Annotated in this window: 13 protein-coding genes and 1 tRNA gene; 5 read left to right on the top strand and 9 right to left on the bottom strand. The window is 42.8% G+C overall.

What is annotated here, in order from left to right; translation table 11 throughout:
• Positions 1-28: 28 nt before the first annotated feature.
• The 6 genes from mnmG to HQ43_RS05365 form a co-directional block, all read right to left on the bottom strand.
• Positions 29-1,921: a tRNA uridine-5-carboxymethylaminomethyl(34) synthesis enzyme MnmG gene (mnmG, locus tag HQ43_RS05390; RefSeq protein WP_036790828.1), complete on the bottom strand. Its 1,893-nt coding sequence runs from the start codon at positions 1,919-1,921 to the stop codon at positions 29-31.
• Positions 1,918-4,548, bottom strand: a complete 2,631-nt coding sequence (gene mutS, locus HQ43_RS05385; RefSeq protein ID WP_036790825.1) for a DNA mismatch repair protein MutS — start codon at positions 4,546-4,548, stop codon at positions 1,918-1,920. The genes mnmG and mutS overlap by 4 nt, the downstream gene beginning before the upstream one ends.
• A 39-nt stretch (positions 4,549-4,587) precedes the next feature.
• The gene (locus HQ43_RS09490) at positions 4,588-5,715 is read right to left on the bottom strand and encodes a phosphatase PAP2 family protein (protein ID WP_081964547.1); all 1,128 of its coding nucleotides are present in this window, start codon (positions 5,713-5,715) and stop codon (positions 4,588-4,590) included.
• An 18-nt stretch (positions 5,716-5,733) separates the two neighbouring features.
• Complete coding sequence (locus HQ43_RS05375; protein WP_052103093.1) at positions 5,734-7,770, bottom strand: Ig-like domain-containing protein; 2,037 nt, start codon at positions 7,768-7,770, stop codon at positions 5,734-5,736.
• A 7-nt stretch (positions 7,771-7,777) separates the two neighbouring features.
• Positions 7,778-8,176, bottom strand: coding sequence for a hypothetical protein (locus HQ43_RS09485; protein WP_052090059.1), 399 nt, complete (start codon positions 8,174-8,176; stop codon positions 7,778-7,780).
• A 105-nt stretch (positions 8,177-8,281) separates the two neighbouring features.
• A tRNA-Gln gene (locus tag HQ43_RS05365) sits at positions 8,282-8,352 on the bottom strand.
• 149 nt (positions 8,353-8,501) lie between these two features.
• On the opposite strand from HQ43_RS05365, the gene menB reads away from it, so the two are divergent.
• From menB to ispD, 5 genes are read left to right on the top strand one after another with little or no spacing between them, the layout of a single operon-like run.
• Entirely contained in the window at positions 8,502-9,326 is an 825-nt protein-coding gene (gene menB, locus HQ43_RS05360; RefSeq protein WP_036790822.1) for a 1,4-dihydroxy-2-naphthoyl-CoA synthase, read from the top strand.
• A gap of 15 nt (positions 9,327-9,341) precedes the next feature.
• Positions 9,342-10,355, top strand: a complete 1,014-nt coding sequence (locus HQ43_RS05355) for an o-succinylbenzoate synthase (RefSeq protein ID WP_036790820.1) — start codon at positions 9,342-9,344, stop codon at positions 10,353-10,355.
• Positions 10,356-10,366: 11 nt separating this feature from the next.
• Positions 10,367-11,458, top strand: a complete 1,092-nt coding sequence (locus HQ43_RS05350) for an AMP-binding protein (protein ID WP_161785887.1) — start codon at positions 10,367-10,369, stop codon at positions 11,456-11,458.
• Positions 11,451-12,011 (top strand): RNA methyltransferase, encoded by a 561-nt coding sequence (locus HQ43_RS05345; protein WP_036790817.1) that lies wholly within the window; start codon positions 11,451-11,453, stop codon positions 12,009-12,011. Before HQ43_RS05350 ends, HQ43_RS05345 begins: the two co-directional genes overlap by 8 nt.
• Entirely contained in the window at positions 12,008-12,706 is a 699-nt protein-coding gene (gene ispD / locus HQ43_RS05340) for a 2-C-methyl-D-erythritol 4-phosphate cytidylyltransferase (RefSeq protein WP_036790812.1), read from the top strand. The genes HQ43_RS05345 and ispD overlap by 4 nt, the downstream gene beginning before the upstream one ends.
• Here the strand turns inward: ispD and ybaK are convergent.
• From ybaK to HQ43_RS05325, 3 genes are all read right to left on the bottom strand, one after another.
• Positions 12,697-13,188: a Cys-tRNA(Pro) deacylase gene (ybaK, locus tag HQ43_RS05335; RefSeq protein ID WP_036790809.1), complete on the bottom strand. Its 492-nt coding sequence runs from the start codon at positions 13,186-13,188 to the stop codon at positions 12,697-12,699. The genes ispD and ybaK overlap by 10 nt on opposite strands.
• A 22-nt stretch (positions 13,189-13,210) precedes the next feature.
• Entirely contained in the window at positions 13,211-14,503 is a 1,293-nt protein-coding gene (gene metK / locus HQ43_RS05330; RefSeq protein ID WP_036792545.1) for a methionine adenosyltransferase, read from the bottom strand.
• Positions 14,504-15,826: 1,323 nt separating this feature from the next.
• The gene (locus HQ43_RS05325; protein WP_036790806.1) at positions 15,827-16,219 is read right to left on the bottom strand and encodes a hypothetical protein; all 393 of its coding nucleotides are present in this window, start codon (positions 16,217-16,219) and stop codon (positions 15,827-15,829) included.
• Positions 16,220-16,316: the final 97 nt, after the last annotated feature.

Here is a 16,316-nt window from a genome sequence, read left to right as displayed (position 1 = left end):
TATGTTTCACGTGAAACATTTCTTGTTTTCAGACTCGCCCACAAAGGACAAGAAGAATGTTTATATCGCTTGGAGAAATACCCGGAATACGAGATGCCTGACCTATATTCTCCGGATCTATGGCAGAAAGTTTCTGACGAGCTTCCGTAGAGAGCGAAGAGATTTCCATATAATTGAAACGACCTTTAAGCGTAATATGCTCCAAACGCTTTGCTCTATCCGCCAACTCTTTTTCGCGCAATATATAACCCGAATATTTTGCCTCAATCTCCACCGCTTCAAGAACCTCATCTCTTAATTCCGAAGGGACAGAAGCAGAGATTTCTGCAAGTTCCGGGAGCATTGCAACCATATGTTCAATATGGATATTGGGACGAAGGAGCAGATCCATCGCCTTACAACCCTGCTTTAGAGGTGTAGTGTTATAGGCTTGAAGCTGCTCGTTTACCTCAGAAGGGCGAACGCCCAAAGAGCGCAAGCAAGCATCCACTCTGCCAATCCATTCCATTTTGGCTTCATAGGCGTGCCATCTTTCATCTTCTACCAATCCGATCTCTCTACCTCTGGGAGTGAGTCGCTGGTCTGCATTGTCTTGTCTCAACAATATGCGATACTCTGCCCTACTGGTAAACATCCGATAGGGTTCATCCACCCCTTTTGTAACAAGATCATCTATGAGCACTCCAATGTATGCTTCATCTCTGCCAAGTGTAAACTCCGGCAGGTTCTTTATTTTCAGTGCGGCATTTATTCCGGCGACAATTCCTTGACCGGCGGCTTCTTCATAACCTGTGGTACCATTGATCTGACCGGCAAAATAGAGACCAGGAATCAGTTTTGTCTCCAAAGTATGATAGAGCTGGGTAGGATCAAAGAAATCATACTCTATGGCATATCCCGGTCTTAAAAGATGTACCTGCTCCAAAGCAGGAATCTTTTTCAAAGCATCAAGCTGCACCTGAAAAGGAAGAGATGACGAGAACCCATTGATGTAGTATTCTGTGGTATCTTCACCCTCCGGCTCCAAAAAGAGCTGGTGCTGACTCTTGTCCGCAAAAGTTACAATCTTGGTCTCGATGCTTGGGCAGTAGCGAGGTCCGATACTTACAATCTGTCCGTTGTAGAGCGGAGAGTCTTCCAGATGATTTCTCAACTCCGTATGACTTGCCTCATTCGTGTAAGTGATATGGCAAGGACGCTGCTTGAGACGATTCTTCAAACGAGAGTCGGGCAAGAAAGAAAAGCGGTGAAAATCTTCGTCTCCATACTGAGCCTCACAGAGATCGAAGCGAATATTTCTTGCATCTACTCGTGCAGGCGTTCCGGTCTTCATCCTATCCGTACGAAACCCTTTTGATATAAGCTGCTCGGTGATGCCGTAAGATGCCGGTTCCGAAATGCGTCCTCCTTTCCATTGATGAGATCCAACATGCATAAGTCCATTTAAGAACGTGCCATTAGTGAGTATTACCTTAGAAGCATAAAAAGAGATCTTCTGAGCGGTTTCCACACCTTCCACTCTACCATCTTCCTCTGAAAAAAGCAAGCGAGTTACGGTATCCTGCCACATATAGAGGTTCTCAGTATTTTCCAAAATGCGTCTCCATGCCATGGAGAACTGCTGCCTGTCACTCTGAGCTCTCGGACTCCACATGGCAGGTCCTTTGCTCCTATTGAGCATCCGAAACTGAATGGATGTGGCATCCGTAACAACCGCCGTAGCACCGCCTAAAGCATCTATCTCGCGAACAATCTGCCCTTTTGCAATGCCGCCAATAGCCGGATTACAACTCATTTGGGCAATCTTACCCATATCCATCGTAATGAGCAAAACAGAGCAGCCCATTACCGCCGAAGCTCGTGCAGCTTCACAGCCTGCGTGCCCCGCTCCTACGACTATTATATCATATCTAAACTTCATTCGTTCTTACCTGTAATTACTTTTTTTATTTCACTTAACTTGTTCAATGCTTCGATAGGTGTAAGATGGTTGATATCTACTCCTATGATTTCTTTTCGTACCTGACCGAGTACAGGATCATCCAATTGGAAAAAGCTGATTTGATAGGGTGTGTTTCCCACAACCTCTCTACTCGAACCGCTATGATTAAAAGAAGAGACAGCTCCTCTATCGCCCTTCTCTAACTGATGAAGAATGTCTCCCGCTCTTTCTACAATTGTCGATGGAAGACCTGCAAGCTTGGCAACATTGATACCAAAACTATGTTCACTTCCTCCCGGCTGAAGTTTTCTGAGAAAAATCACTTTACCATCGACCTCCTTGACAGAAACATTAAAGTTCTTTATCCTGTCGTACTCCGCTTCCAACTCATTCAGTTCGTGATAGTGCGTTGCAAAAAGTGTTTTTGCTTTGCCGTGAGGATATTCATGTATATACTCTACAATAGCTCTCGCAATGGAGATACCATCGTAGGTAGAAGTTCCTCTACCCAGTTCATCTATCAGAACAAGACTTCTATTGGTCAAACTGTTCAAGATGGCTGCCGATTCGGTCATTTCAACCATAAAAGTAGACTCCCCTCTGGAGATATTATCACTGGCTCCCACTCTTGTAAAAATCCTGTCTACCAGACCGATAGATGCAGATCTTGCAGGAATGAAGCTACCCATCTGAGCCATAAGACAGATGATAGCGGTCTGACGTAGCAGAGCACTCTTACCGGACATATTAGGCCCCGTAACAATGATGATCTGCTGATTTTTATCGTCTAAGTAGAGATCATTTGCAATGTATGCCTCTCCGGTCGGAAGAAGACGCTCTATGACGGGGTGGCGTCCATCTTTTATTTCAATAACCTGTCCATTATTAACCTCCGGTTTCGCATATTGATAAGCAGTAGAGACATCCGCAAAAGACTGAAGCACATCCACTTCCGATATTCTTACTGCATTATTCTGTATCTCTTTGATATGCTGTGAGAGATTTGATATAAGACGAGTGAAGATCTCTGTTTCCAAGATGGCAATCTTCTCCTCTGCTCCTAAAATCTTCTGTTCATACTCTTTAAGCTCTTGAGTGATATATCTCTCGGCATTCACAAGAGTCTGCTTTCTGATCCAATCTTCCGGTACTCTCTCTTTGTGCGTATTACGCACTTCTATGTAGTAGCCAAAAACATTGTTGAATGCGATCTTCAGGCTTGGAATGCCTGTACGCTCTGCTTCTCTATTTCGGATTTCGATAAGATACTCTTTTCCTCCTCCGGCAATACGGCGTAGCTCATCAAGCTCCGGATGTACTCCCTCGCGTATCACACGACCACCTCTGTTCATAAGAGCCGGGGCTTCCGGATCTATCGTTTGTACAATGGCTTGACGCACTTCGGAAGAGTCTGTCATCATTTCAGCCAAGTGAGTCGTGGTATCACACCCCAAAGATTTTAGGATGGTTCTGATTGGATTGAACTCTCCCACTGCTTCCGCCAGCTGCAACAGCTCACGAGGATTGATCCTCCCAACAGCTATCTTGGAGACCAGTCTCTCCAAGTCTCCAATCTTAGCCATGTGAGTTCTGAGCTTTCCTGTAACTTCACTCTGCTTCATGAAGACTTCTACGGCATTTTGCCTAAACTCAATCTCTTTGACATTAAGAAGAGGAAATATCATCCATCGCTTTAAGAGACGCCCACCCATAGGCGTTAAAGTTCTGTCCAGGACATCCACAAGAGCTACTCCATCTTCACTCATCGGCTTCAAGATTTCAAGATTTCGGAGTGTAAACTTATCCAATCGGACATATCTGTCTTCTTCCATTTTTCTAATTGAAGTAATATGCCCTAATTCAACATGACAAGTGGCATGCAGATAATAAAGAATGGCACCACACGCCATGATCGAAAGCTTGTTTTCCTCTATTCCAAAACCCTTAAGATTCTTTACGCCAAAGACTTCCGAAATCTTGTCTCGTCCATACATCTCAGTATAGATAAAGTCTTCAAGCGGATAGAGATTCAGTTTATCTCCAAACTCCTCCCTGAACATACGCTCCAATCCTCTTTGCAGAAGCACTTCTTTAGGAGCAAAGTTTGCCAACAGTTTGTCGGCATCCTGGGGATATGTCTCAGCTGTTAGAAACTCCCCTGTGGACAGATCCAAGAATGCCAGTCCTATCTTTCCACTTCCGAATACAACAGATGCCAAGAAGTTGTTTTGTTTGGCATGAAGCACCGTGTCATTCATAGTAAGTCCCGGCGTAACAAGCTCTGTAACAGCTCTTCTAACCAACTTTTTGGTGGTCTTGGGATCTTCTATCTGATCACAGATTGCTACCCTTTTCCCAAATCCTACCAATTTAGGCAGATAAGTATCCAACGCATGATGTGGAAAACCGGCAAGTTCTATATGGCTGGCAGAGCCATTAGCACGCTTCGTCAATGTTATGCCGAGCAGAGATGAAACCGTTATGGCGTCTTCACAAAAAGTCTCATAAAAGTCCCCAACCCTAAACAGTAATATAGCATCGGGATGTTCTCTTTTTATCTTATTGTACTGAGACATCATCGGAGTCTCTGCCACTTTTGTTGACATATATAATATCTTTAATCCATTTACTTTTACAAGAAAGCTTTACCAACCCCATTCCACTGCCATTCCAAACTCCCAAGTACCCGATTGGTTATTCTTCCAAGGTGCGGAAGAAAATGCGGTATATCCTTTTAGCAGCGAGACATTACCTGTTCTAAAGATCAAACCCAACTCCGGACGAAGATTCCAACCATCACGGGACTCACCAAAGCGAGAATAGTGATTCAAAGAAAGGCCTCCATCAAAGAAAAAACCATTCAAGGGAAGCTCTCTTCTATAACTGACTCCCCCTCCTATGGAACGAGAAAAATCAGACTTTTCAGATCCCATTTCACTCCATGCTACTTGAGCCACAGCTCCCCACTCTTTATAAAATGGAACCCTAACCATAGCTCCAAAATGGTTGAATATGTTCTCCGAAAAGAGAGTCCATCCCCTACGAAAAGAGATACCATATCCTTTCAAAGGCTCATCACGATATGAATAAAGATTATAGGGTTTTCCGGTTAAAACAGACGCTAAAGCATAGGTCAGTTTGGCAGATAATATACCCACGACAGCGCCTCCTGAAAGATCGCTAACCCAATGCCTGTTATTAAGGATTCTGGCAGTAGCTGTGAGAGATGCAGATGTGTAGGAGAATGCTGCCAACCAAGGATAACGCTCCCCATACTCTTCCACCAAAAGAGTCGCACAGACAAAAGAGAAAGAGGTATGACCCGATGGAAACGATTTATAGTTGTTCTGATCCGGCCTCATTCTGCCAAATCCTCTTTTTCCTGCATGAGTTATTGCTGTCGAAAGTAAGACTGCACTTCCTTGAAGCAAAAACATCTCTCCGGCACTATTACTGTATTTCGGCTTTACTCCTCCAAAGTATAAACCCCAAGAAGTTGCCACGGGGATGAGACTTGAATAGTCGTCCACATAAGTCCTGAATGATCCGAAGTGGATGGATCTCCAATCATACATCGTCTGATCCAAACCGGGAGTAGAGACTGCAAATAAAGTCAATGGTAATACTCTTGTCCATTGATACTTAGATCTACTTATGCTATCAGAAGGCACAGCCGTTTCTGCCTTTATTGTGGGAGCAAAGTCTATTGAAACAAACAATATTCCCGACAAAAAGACATATAGAAAGATATTTAGTGCTCTTTTGATAGCCATAGAAACAATATATTGAAGTTAGAAGCTCTGGCGAAGTCCTCCCATACCGCCTCCAAGATCAAAACCACCGCCGGACGATCCCATTCCTGAACGGCGTCTCTTCATCTCCTCTTCTCTTTCCTTATTTTTATCCCTCTTCTCGACCTCCTTAGGTTTATTGCGTACAAGCTCTAATGGTTTTTGCTTATCCAGAGGTATGCTTTTAGGATCAAAGTTCTCTTTGACAGTCCAGTTTTTCAGAAGCTCCATCTTTTTATTCAGATAGAAGACTTCCTCCGGTTGTAAGTTCTTATCATAGTCTCCCGGATCCCATCTTCCATTTCCGTTACGATCAATTATAACACGCAGATAATAATTCCCCGGTTTAAGATCTGAAAAGACTATTTCTCCCAAATTTTTATTGGAATATGCCACACCCAAAATTTTATCACTTTCATTGAGAAGTTCCCCTATCATCGGTGTCTGTCCATATCCGAGTACTTCTACCAAGAGCGAAGAAAACTCAGACTTTGCCTTTGTCTCGAAGCTCTTCTTGAGTGGTTCCAATAGAGGCCGACCCAAAATATCGTTTACAGAAGCACTATCTGCATAGAGCGTATAGCTCTGCTTGTAGCTCAATGGTGCTTTGAGTAGCCATAGTCTGGAGCGTCCCGGCATCGGCATCAGTGTATCTATCTTTGCATCTACCTCTATCGTATCTTTTTTATAAACAAGCCTCAATGCTTTTCTGAGCATTTCCGTATCAACGGGATATGTGGAAGAGATCAGGATTGAATCTGAAATACCTCCATCTCCTTTCGTCTCCATACTTAGAGTCCACGTTGGCTTAGGTTTTTCAACAGCTGTGGAATCCTTAGGGGTATCGGCATCCTCTTTCTTCTCCTTGACCTGCTTCTTAGGAGGTGTGCGAAGAGCTATCGTATCCGATACTACAATAATATTATTCAACGAGTCTATTGAAGGATAGTTCACAATGAATGTATCTCTCGAATGATAAAGAGAGTCCGTAAGCAGATAGGTCGCCTTTTTCGTGTAAAGATCAGCATCTGTAAAGATTTTAGTCCTCGGATCCGTTCCCGCACTCTCTAATCCTAAAGCTCGGATGGAAGGAATATCCTTTTCCTCTAAAAAGGGCAGATTAAATTCGAGTTCTATTGTCGCAGAGTCTCGTCTTTCTCGTTTAACGATATAGTTTCGCTGTTTGTCCGACTGGAAAAAGCGCAGTACAACATCATCCGGAAGATATCTTGTGTACTTGACAAGATATGTGGAGTCCACAACCGGCTTTCCCTTGACAGTCTTAAATATAGTGTCTTGTCTCACCGCGGGTTCGGAGCTTGTGGTAATCCTCTCCGGGAAGAACGCCACAGCTTCCATAGGAGAATTATAGCGATAGTTGTTGTCATTATCTTTAAGAGCAAAAAGACTATACGATCCGGACTTCATATTACGAATAACAAATCGTGCCCTGTCCGATGTACGAGACATTCTTAGAAATGTGGTATCTCTGAACGCTTCCCGTCTGGGGTCGGCATGAATTCCGACTACAACATCAGACACAGGCTCAAGATCTCTTGCATTGAGAACGACACCGGCTATCTCCATTGTGTCTATCTCATTACCGGTACTGAATGCGTGAGAAAAATTTTCAAGGGCATTCCTCTCATTGTTGTCCTCTATAGAGTTCGTAAAGTCGATAGTATAGGTCGTATTGGAAATGAGAGAATCTTCCAATATCACCTCCACACGCTTTCCTATGGCTTGTATCTTAGGATTTTGTTGCTGCGGAGGAGATATAATCACCTTTTTGCTTGCATCTTTTACTGTGATGTACTCGTCAAAATAGAAGATAAACTTCTTCGTATTTACATTAAGTGCTCCCGAAGCCGGGACGGATTTCAGCAATACGGGCGGAGCATCATCATACGGACCTCCTCCCGGACCGAGTTTACTCGCACAAGAAAGCATTGTTACAGCCGAAAAAATAAAGATCAACACCTTCATTCCACGACTCATGCCGAAGCTGTTCAGTCTATTGTTTTTGCTTTTTTTCATGGTCAGGTCAGCTATTCAAAGATCCTAAAATCGCTTCGTTAAGTTTACCTTCTGCCTCAGCAGCAATAAGGTTATCGGTTTCATACGGATTCAGCAGGATCATTCCCACAACCTTTCCTGTATGATCTATCGCCATCACGGCTTCTCCCTCATCATTTCCGGCATCTCTGCGTTCTGCGTTATACCCTGCCTTGACGTAGGCGCGAGCTATCTCTTTTGCAAAATGCTCTCTCTTCTCCACATAATACTCCACCATGTGATCCTCTACGTAGTAAGCATCTACGAGAGTCATGCCTTCCACTTCAGGAAGTTCGTCATCATCAAATCCAATATCCATTGTTTGTTCCTCTGTGGTATAGATGATATCAAGCTTATCTTGCTCCTTGCTATTTTTATGCTTATCCATAGTAGCTCTATGATTTTTGTTTAGTACTGTACAAAATTAGCAATAAATAGACCTTATAAAAAGAAAAGGAGGCTATCTAACCATAAATTAGAAGCCTCCTCTATGTTGACCCACGAGGATTCGAACCTCGACAGACAGAACCAAAACCTGTAGTGCTACCATTACACCATGGGTCAATACCTTGTTTTTGTGATGCAAAATTACAAAGGAAATTCCGAACCACCAAATAATCAGCAAAAGATTTGCCTCTTAATCGGTACAAGGAGTGAAAAATGAGTACCTTTACCCTTAAAACAAACCAATTCAAAATAAAACAGAAAGTATAATGAGTACCAATAGAGAATGGAGAACGATTAAGGAATACGAAGAGATTCTCTTCGATTTTTACAACGGAATTGCACGAATTACAATCAATCGGGAACGATACAGAAACGCTTTCACTCCACAGACAACGGCAGAGATGAGTGATGCTCTCCGTATTTGCAGAGAAGAAGCAGATATTTGTGTTGTTGTGATTACCGGAGCAGGAGATGTTGCTTTCTGTGCCGGAGGAGATCAGAATGTAAAAGGTCGTGGCGGCTACATCGGAAAGGATGGTGTTCCAAGACTAAGCGTATTGGATGTACAAAAACAGATTCGCTCCATTCCGAAACCTGTCATTGCTGCGGTGAATGGATTTGCCATCGGTGGAGGCCATGTTCTTCATGTCGTTTGCGACTTGAGTATCGCTTCGGAAAATGCAAGATTCGGGCAGACCGGACCGAGAGTAGGTAGTTTTGATGCCGGATTTGGATCTTCTTATCTTGCTCGTGTTGTGGGACAAAAGAAAGCCAGAGAGATTTGGTTTTTATGTCGTCAGTACAATGCACAAGAAGCATTGGATATGGGCTTGGTAAATACCGTTGTACCTCTGGAACAGCTCGAAGACGAGTATGTCAAATGGTCCGAAGAGATGATGTCTCTCAGTCCGCTTGCATTGCGAATGATCAAAGCCGGTCTGAATGCAGAGTTGGATGGTCAGGCAGGTATTCAAGAGTTGGCCGGTGATGCTACAATGCTTTATTATCTTACCGATGAGGCACAAGAGGGTAAAACAGCCTTTTTGGAAAAGAGAAAGCCGGACTGGTCTAAGTTTCCAAAACTCCCATAACCTTTCCATGGCATTATGGAGCTGACCATCCGCAAGGAGAAGCTGATATTCAAACAGCCGGCAAAAACTTCCAGAGGGGTATATCTCACAAAAAATGTCTTTTACATAGAGAGAGATACACCGCAAGGGAAGGAGATTATCGGAGAGTGTGCTCCACTGGAAGATCTTAGCCCCGACTTCTCACAGGAGTATCACAGTAAGCTATCCGATCTATTACATCAAATCGAGAATGATTCCTGGTCTCCCACTCCAAGTTGGAAACAATATCCATCTATTCTGTTTGGTATAGAAACAGCTCTCAGACATATAAAGGCTGGAGGATTGGCGCATACAGACACCCCATTTTCGAGAGGAGAAAAAGGTATTCCCATCAATGGTCTTATATGGATGGGATCTCATGATGAGATGCTAAGGAAAATAGAAGAGAAGCTTCATGATGGCTTTCGATGCCTTAAACTAAAGATCGGAGCTATTGCTTTCGATTCCGAAATAGACCTGCTCCATCGCATTCGTAGCAGGTTTTCAGCCGAAGAGTTGGAGATAAGATTGGATGCCAATGGTGCTTTCTCTTTCTCTGAAGCACTCGGAAAGTTGGAGACTCTATCCCGATACGAGATTCACTCCATCGAGCAACCCATAGCCGCAGGCGAGCCGGAGAAGATGACAAGAATTGTCAGAGAGACTCCCATTCCTGTTGCTTTGGATGAAGAGCTGATAGGAGTTTACGAAACAGAGGAGAAGCGATCTCTTTTGGAAACCATTCGTCCGCACTACATCATACTTAAACCCACACTCCATGGCTCTTTTTATGGGTGTGACGAATGGATAGAGTTGGCTGAACGAATCGGTATCCTTTGGTGGGCAACATCTGCATTGGAATCCAACATCGGTTTGAATGCCATAGCGCATTGGGTTTCCTCTCACGGCGTGGAACGTCCGCAAGGTTTGGGAACAGGAGAGCTTTTTACCAACAATATCTCTACTCCCATATATAGAAAAGGAGCGGAAATATGGTATCACCGTTCATGATAAACCGGAAAATGAGAGGAACAGATGCAGAGAACATAAAACCGGACAGAGATACTGCTTCCACCAATATATCTGTCTTGTGTAGAAATTCGGAAGAAGAGAAAAAGCTGAAAGGGGAGCTGGATGCTTTTTTGGATGAATGGTATAGCCCTTCTCCTCTGATAGCTCTTCACACTTCGGGTTCTACCGGTACACCCAAAACAATTCTTGCGGAGAAAGAGAAGATGAGACGAAGCGCACGACTCACGCTGGAAACATTCGCTCTCTCTCCCGGTACTACTGCTTTTTGTGCCATGTCTCTATCTTACATAGCAGCCAAGATGATGGTGGTAAGAGCCATAGAGGGATCTCTCAAACTTATTCTCTCTCCTGCCTCCGCACATCCGCTTGCGATGGATGCTCTTCCCGATATGGATTTCGCGGCAATGGTACCTCTGCAGGTAGAAAAAAGTATGGAAAACCGTTTGGAGAAAGAGCGACTTTCCAACATCAAAACCCTTATCATAGGAGGTGCAAGCATCTATTCCGAGCTTGAAGAGCAGCTCATGCAACTCCCCGGCAGGATCTATGCCACATACGGAATGACAGAGACATTTTCTCATATAGCTATCCGAAGGATCAATGGTACAGAGCGTTCTCTCTCGTTTACCCCCCTCAAAAATATCTCCATATCTCTCTCGGCAAATGATGCCATCACGATAAACGATCCTCATCTTTGCGATACTCCGATAATCACGAACGATAAAGGCGTACTTTTTCCGGATGGTACTTTTCGGATATTGGGAAGACTCGACAATGTTATCAACAGTGCCGGCATCAAACTTCAACCGGAAGAGCTCGAACAGAAGCTTTCTCCCGTCATACCTGTTCCTTTTCTTCTGACATCCGTTCCGCATCCTCTTTGGGGCGAAGCTCTTGTCATCATACTTGAAGGAGAGATAACACCCGATATTCTAAGCCGTAACATCGCCAAAAGACTTGAAACCAAAGAGAGACCCAAATACTTTCAGCTTGTATCTTCCCTACCCAAAACAGAGAGTGGAAAAGTAGTAAGAAGAGCTTGCGAAGACCTCTCTGCACTTACTCCTTTGAGTTATGAATGACAATATTAAACTATCTGTTGTGGAGATGAACCGCCTGACACAGGAGGAGTTCAAGCAGCAAAAGAAGATTCCCTTGGTTATAGTGCTGGACAATGTAAGAAGCATGAACAATATCGGTTCCGTGTTCCGCACTGCCGATGCCTTTTTGGTCGATGCTCTATACCTCTGTGGTATCACAGCCACACCCCCTCATCGGGATATAAGAAAGACGGCACTCGGAGCTGAAGACAGTGTTCTGTGGCGCTACTTCGAGTCCACATCGGATGCTGTCGCCCATCTTAAAGAGCAGGGCTACCACCTTCTTGCTCTCGAACAGACCCAAAACAGCATTCCTCTTCAGGAGATAGAGAAAAAACTGAAAGAGCTGAAAGAGCAGCCTCTTGCCCTCGTTATCGGACACGAAGTGAAAGGCGTGGATCAGGAAATAGTAAATATGTGCGATGGAGCCATAGAGATACCTCAGTTCGGAACGAAACACTCTCTCAACGTAAGTGTAGCCGCCGGAATGAGTATCTGGGAAATAGCCAAATATTATATGAATAGGAGCGTATGAAGAAGAGAATAGCAGTAATAGTGGCAGGAGGTTCCGGACAGCGGATGCAGAATACTCTTCCAAAACAGTTTATGGAAGTGAACGGCTTGCCTGTTATCTTTCATACCATAAAAGCGTTTCACACTTACGATCCTGCTATTGAAATAGTGGTGGTCATACCCGAAGCACATCGAAATACTTTTCTCTCTTTAACCGAAAAATACCGGTTCGATATACCCGTTACTTTGGTCAATGGAGGAGCCACACGCACGGAGAGTGTCATGTCCGGACTTCTATCCATTCCGCAAAAAGAAGATACGATAGTGGCGATACATGATGGTGTAAGACCCAATATATCTCCGAAACTGCTGGACAGGCTTTTCACAACATCAGAACGAAACAGTAATGCCTGCGTCATTCCGGTAGTGGAAAGCACTAATTCCCTCAGAAAAATCACTTCGGAAAAGAGAGAAACCCTGCCCGTAGACCGTTCTACCATTGTAGAGGTACAGACTCCACAACTCTTCCGGTCGGATCAAATAAAAAGGGCTTACGATAAAGCCCTCAAAAGCGATCTGTCTTTCACAGACGACGCATCCCTGTTTCAATGGTACTATAAAAAGTCTCCCCTTCTTGTGGAAGGAGAGAGCGAGAATATCAAGATAACAAGGCCGATAGATATAGAACTGATTTCAAAACTTCTCTCTCAATCCTGAGAGATATCTGCAACCACGGCTCCCACATAAGAGATAAGGTCTTTGGGCGAAAGTTCCACCTGTACACCGCGTTTTCCGGCACTGATAAGGATGGTGTCGCAAAACAATACATCCGAGTCGATATAGATCGGAAAAGCCTTTTTGAGACCTATGGGAGAGCAACCTCCGCGTATATATCCCGTAACGGCAAAAAGATCTTTCATGGGAAGAGGCTTTACAGACTTCACACCATGAGCGGAAGCCACTTTCTTCAAATCTATTTCGCTTCCTGCCGCAACCATTGCCACCACAAAACTTCTCTCCGAAGTCTCCAGTACAATAGTCTTATAAATCTTTCCGGGATCTATACCCAGCGTTTCTGCCAGATGAATAGCGGAAAGATTCTCTTCATCTACTTCATACGTATGAAGCGTATAGGAAACTTTTCCGCTATCCAAAAGTCGCGAAACATTGGTCTTACAATCTCTGTTTTTGCTACCCATGCGAGAGTAATAGAAGCACTTATCAAAGACCGAACTCGGCTTTTACCTTATCCACATAGTCCAACTTCTCCCATGTGAACAGCTCTACCTCTTTGGAGATGGTGCCATTGTATCTGGAATGAAAGTGTTTGATTACCTTTTTAGGTGTACGTCCCATGTGTCCATACCTTGCTGTTTCGCTGTATATAGGATGACGAAGCTGAAGACGATTCTCTATTGCATAAGGACGCATATCGAATATCTTCTCTATCTTTTGTGCGATCTCCACATCCGACAGACTTACTTTACTTCTACCATAAGTATTGACATAGATACTTGTAGGACGCGCCACTCCTATGGCGTAAGATACTTGAACAAGTACTTCATCCGCCACGCCGGCTGCCACAAGATTCTTAGCGATGTGTCTGCAAGCATAAGCAGCCGAGCGGTCTACCTTGCTCGGATCTTTACCGCTAAATGCTCCACCACCGTGAGAAGCCCTTCCGCCGTAGGTATCCACTATTATCTTTCGTCCGGTAAGACCGGTATCTCCGTGAGGACCGCCTATGACAAACTTACCCGTAGGATTGACATGAAGGATATAGTTATCGTCCAACAACGCTTGTACCGACTCTGGGAAAAGTGCCTTTGTACGTGGTATGAGTATGTTTCTGACATCTTCCTCTATCTTCTTCTGCATCTTTAAGTCTGCCTCAAGATGAGCTTCGGGAGTATTCTCTTCCGGTTGTATAAACTCATCGTGCTGTGTACTCACCACTATCGTATGGATACGAACAGGTTTTCTATCCTGACCATACTCTACGGTAACCTGACTTTTGGAGTCCGGTCTGAGGTAAGGCATCAAATGCAGCTCCTCTTTTCTTATATGGGCAAGCTCTTTAAGAAGTGCATGGGAAAACTCAAGAGAGATAGGCATATACATGGCGGTCTCATTGCTTGCATAGCCAAACATCATACCCTGATCGCCTGCTCCCTGATCTTCTGCCTGCTCTCTTACGACGCCTCTGTTGATATCCGAACTCTGTTCATGTATGGCAGAGAGTACGCCGCAAGATTCGCTTTCAAATCTATACTCGCTCTTCGTGTATCCTATCTCTGCTATCACTTCGCGCACCACTTCTTGAACATCCACATAAGCATCCGAGCTTACCTCTCCTGCCACTACCACCTGTCCGGTAGTAACGAGTGTCTCACATGCTACCTTGGAAGAAGAATCTTGCGATAAGAAGTGATCCAAAATGGCATCCGATATTTGGTCTGCCACCTTATCGGGATGCCCTTCCGATACAGACTCCGATGTAAATAAATAGTTCATATTATATCTGTTTTTGATGTTGTTATGGTATAAAAAAATAAGTCCGTCTCTGTAAAACATTACACAGGGACAGACCTACAAAATAGAACCTATAAAATCTTACCTTATGAGATAAGCCTATGTTTTAGCATTTTTTTGTAGGTGGTTGCAAGCAATCAAATCTATCCACCGCTCTGTTTTATTGTTCCACAAAGGTAGATATATTCTTTCAATAAAGAAAATTTACCCTTATATATACCCTCTTTTAGGGAGGCGGCTTTTGCCTCTCTTCTTTAGTTTTCCACATTTTCAACACTCTTCATATACATCTGTTGTATTGATAAGATTGAGGTTGAAGAAAAGAAATAAAGAAGATAAAAACATACTCTCATATACTATGATAATAATGCCTGTTGGGATTGTGGAGAACTTTGAAGCGTTTTAGTTACCAACAGTTATCAACATTTTATCAACAATCCGGTTTCTTTATAAAATGCTATATATCAGTATGGAAAATAGGGTTATCAAGACAATGTGAATATCTTACATAGCTCTATGTTGAAAACTTTTTGTGTTGAAAACCTCTGTGAAACTTTTTAGAAACTTTTTTCTCTTCTGTTTGGATATATTGTTTACTATTATATACCAGATGATCTATTAGAAATCCAAATTTTAAGTCCAATAGTTTCTCTAAAGTTTTCAACAGCTTTTGAACAGAGTTATCCACAATTTCAGAAGACCATTTTTATATATTCCATACAGGTGTGAACGGCTAAAATCCGGGTCATTTTTTCTCATTCTATTTTGATCGGAGGGATCGTTTTCAGAGGGGTACCGGATTTGTTAAATCAGCCTGTTTTATTAACACAAATTTCGATACCTGTTAAGCAAAAACGCTAAACGAGCATATTGTTTCGGCTTAACGTGTTTAATTTTTCAATGAACACGTTTATCGATTTCATTAAACACGTTTACCGGATTCGATTAACGTGTTTAGCTAAAATCATCAAAATGCTAACAACCAAACACATACGTGTTTTTACCCTAAAATGCACCCGAAAAGGCAAATTTCTTTATTAGGAAACGTTTACAGAGAAGAGTGTTAAAATTCACACCTATTAACGCGAAAAAGCCCCATGAAATGGACTGATAAAAATTTTTTCGCGAATTTGAGATTTTTCATATCAAATTGAATATAAGATATTTATAACGATATACTTCTATTATTCTCTAATTTGACAGGTTGGATTTAAGGTTATAGGAGTAGAAAGTCAGGGGTTCATTTTTATATAAAAATACAAGGGAGAAGGAGTGGATTTTCGGATAAGCGAGTTTCCAAATGGCTCAATATACTTTACCTTTATCTTGGAACTTCTTGGAGTAAAACATTGCCAATACTTCATCACTTGTCTTACTGTAAACTCCTACTGAATCAATCTCAATACCAAAAGGAGGAATTTTTTCCAAGTCATGTATTACTTGCTCTTTGGAAGGATAATAAATATATCTTAGAGAATTTAATCTTTGGTGTAGACTTTCGTTTTTAAAGTAAATTACTTTCTTGTGGTCTTTAAAATTAGAACTAAATCTAATCATGTAAATCTCACTTTCGTTTGTTCTGAATACTTCCTTGAATTTTAAGGGACGTGCTTCAGGTTCACATTTAAGACCGGACATCAATATGGCAAAAGCGGATATAAGGAAAATCTTATAGATCGTACTTATTGAACTTTTCATGAATTTGATCCTTTTTGGTGGATATAATCTTACTATTTTCTCTTTAAGTACTTCAACCGATTTTAGATTTTGGTTTGGAAAAATAGTTGCTTCGTTG

The organism is Porphyromonas canoris (assembly GCF_000769115.1).
Taxonomy (GTDB): domain Bacteria; phylum Bacteroidota; class Bacteroidia; order Bacteroidales; family Porphyromonadaceae; genus Porphyromonas_A; species Porphyromonas_A canoris.
The sequence above is the reverse complement of the archived record's forward strand: the minus strand, read 5'-3'. Positions and strand labels throughout refer to the sequence as shown.

Coding starts and splice junctions, on each gene's coding strand:
- ispD (WP_036790812.1), top strand. CDS start 12,008: ATGAAGAAGAGAATAGCAGTAATAGTGGCAGGAGGTTCCGGACAGCGG.
- mnmG (WP_036790828.1), bottom strand. CDS start 1,921: ATGAAGTTTAGATATGATATAATAGTCGTAGGAGCGGGGCACGCAGGC.
- HQ43_RS05345 (WP_036790817.1), top strand. CDS start 11,451: ATGAATGACAATATTAAACTATCTGTTGTGGAGATGAACCGCCTGACA.
- HQ43_RS05355 (WP_036790820.1), top strand. CDS start 9,342: ATGGAGCTGACCATCCGCAAGGAGAAGCTGATATTCAAACAGCCGGCA.
- metK (WP_036792545.1), bottom strand. CDS start 14,503: ATGAACTATTTATTTACATCGGAGTCTGTATCGGAAGGGCATCCCGAT.
- HQ43_RS05325 (WP_036790806.1), bottom strand. CDS start 16,219: ATGAAAAGTTCAATAAGTACGATCTATAAGATTTTCCTTATATCCGCT.
- HQ43_RS09490 (WP_081964547.1), bottom strand. CDS start 5,715: ATGGCTATCAAAAGAGCACTAAATATCTTTCTATATGTCTTTTTGTCG.
- HQ43_RS05350 (WP_161785887.1), top strand. CDS start 10,367: ATGAGAGGAACAGATGCAGAGAACATAAAACCGGACAGAGATACTGCT.
- HQ43_RS05375 (WP_052103093.1), bottom strand. CDS start 7,770: ATGAAAAAAAGCAAAAACAATAGACTGAACAGCTTCGGCATGAGTCGT.
- HQ43_RS09485 (WP_052090059.1), bottom strand. CDS start 8,176: ATGGATAAGCATAAAAATAGCAAGGAGCAAGATAAGCTTGATATCATC.
- ybaK (WP_036790809.1), bottom strand. CDS start 13,188: ATGGGTAGCAAAAACAGAGATTGTAAGACCAATGTTTCGCGACTTTTG.
- menB (WP_036790822.1), top strand. CDS start 8,502: ATGAGTACCAATAGAGAATGGAGAACGATTAAGGAATACGAAGAGATT.
- mutS (WP_036790825.1), bottom strand. CDS start 4,548: ATGTCAACAAAAGTGGCAGAGACTCCGATGATGTCTCAGTACAATAAG.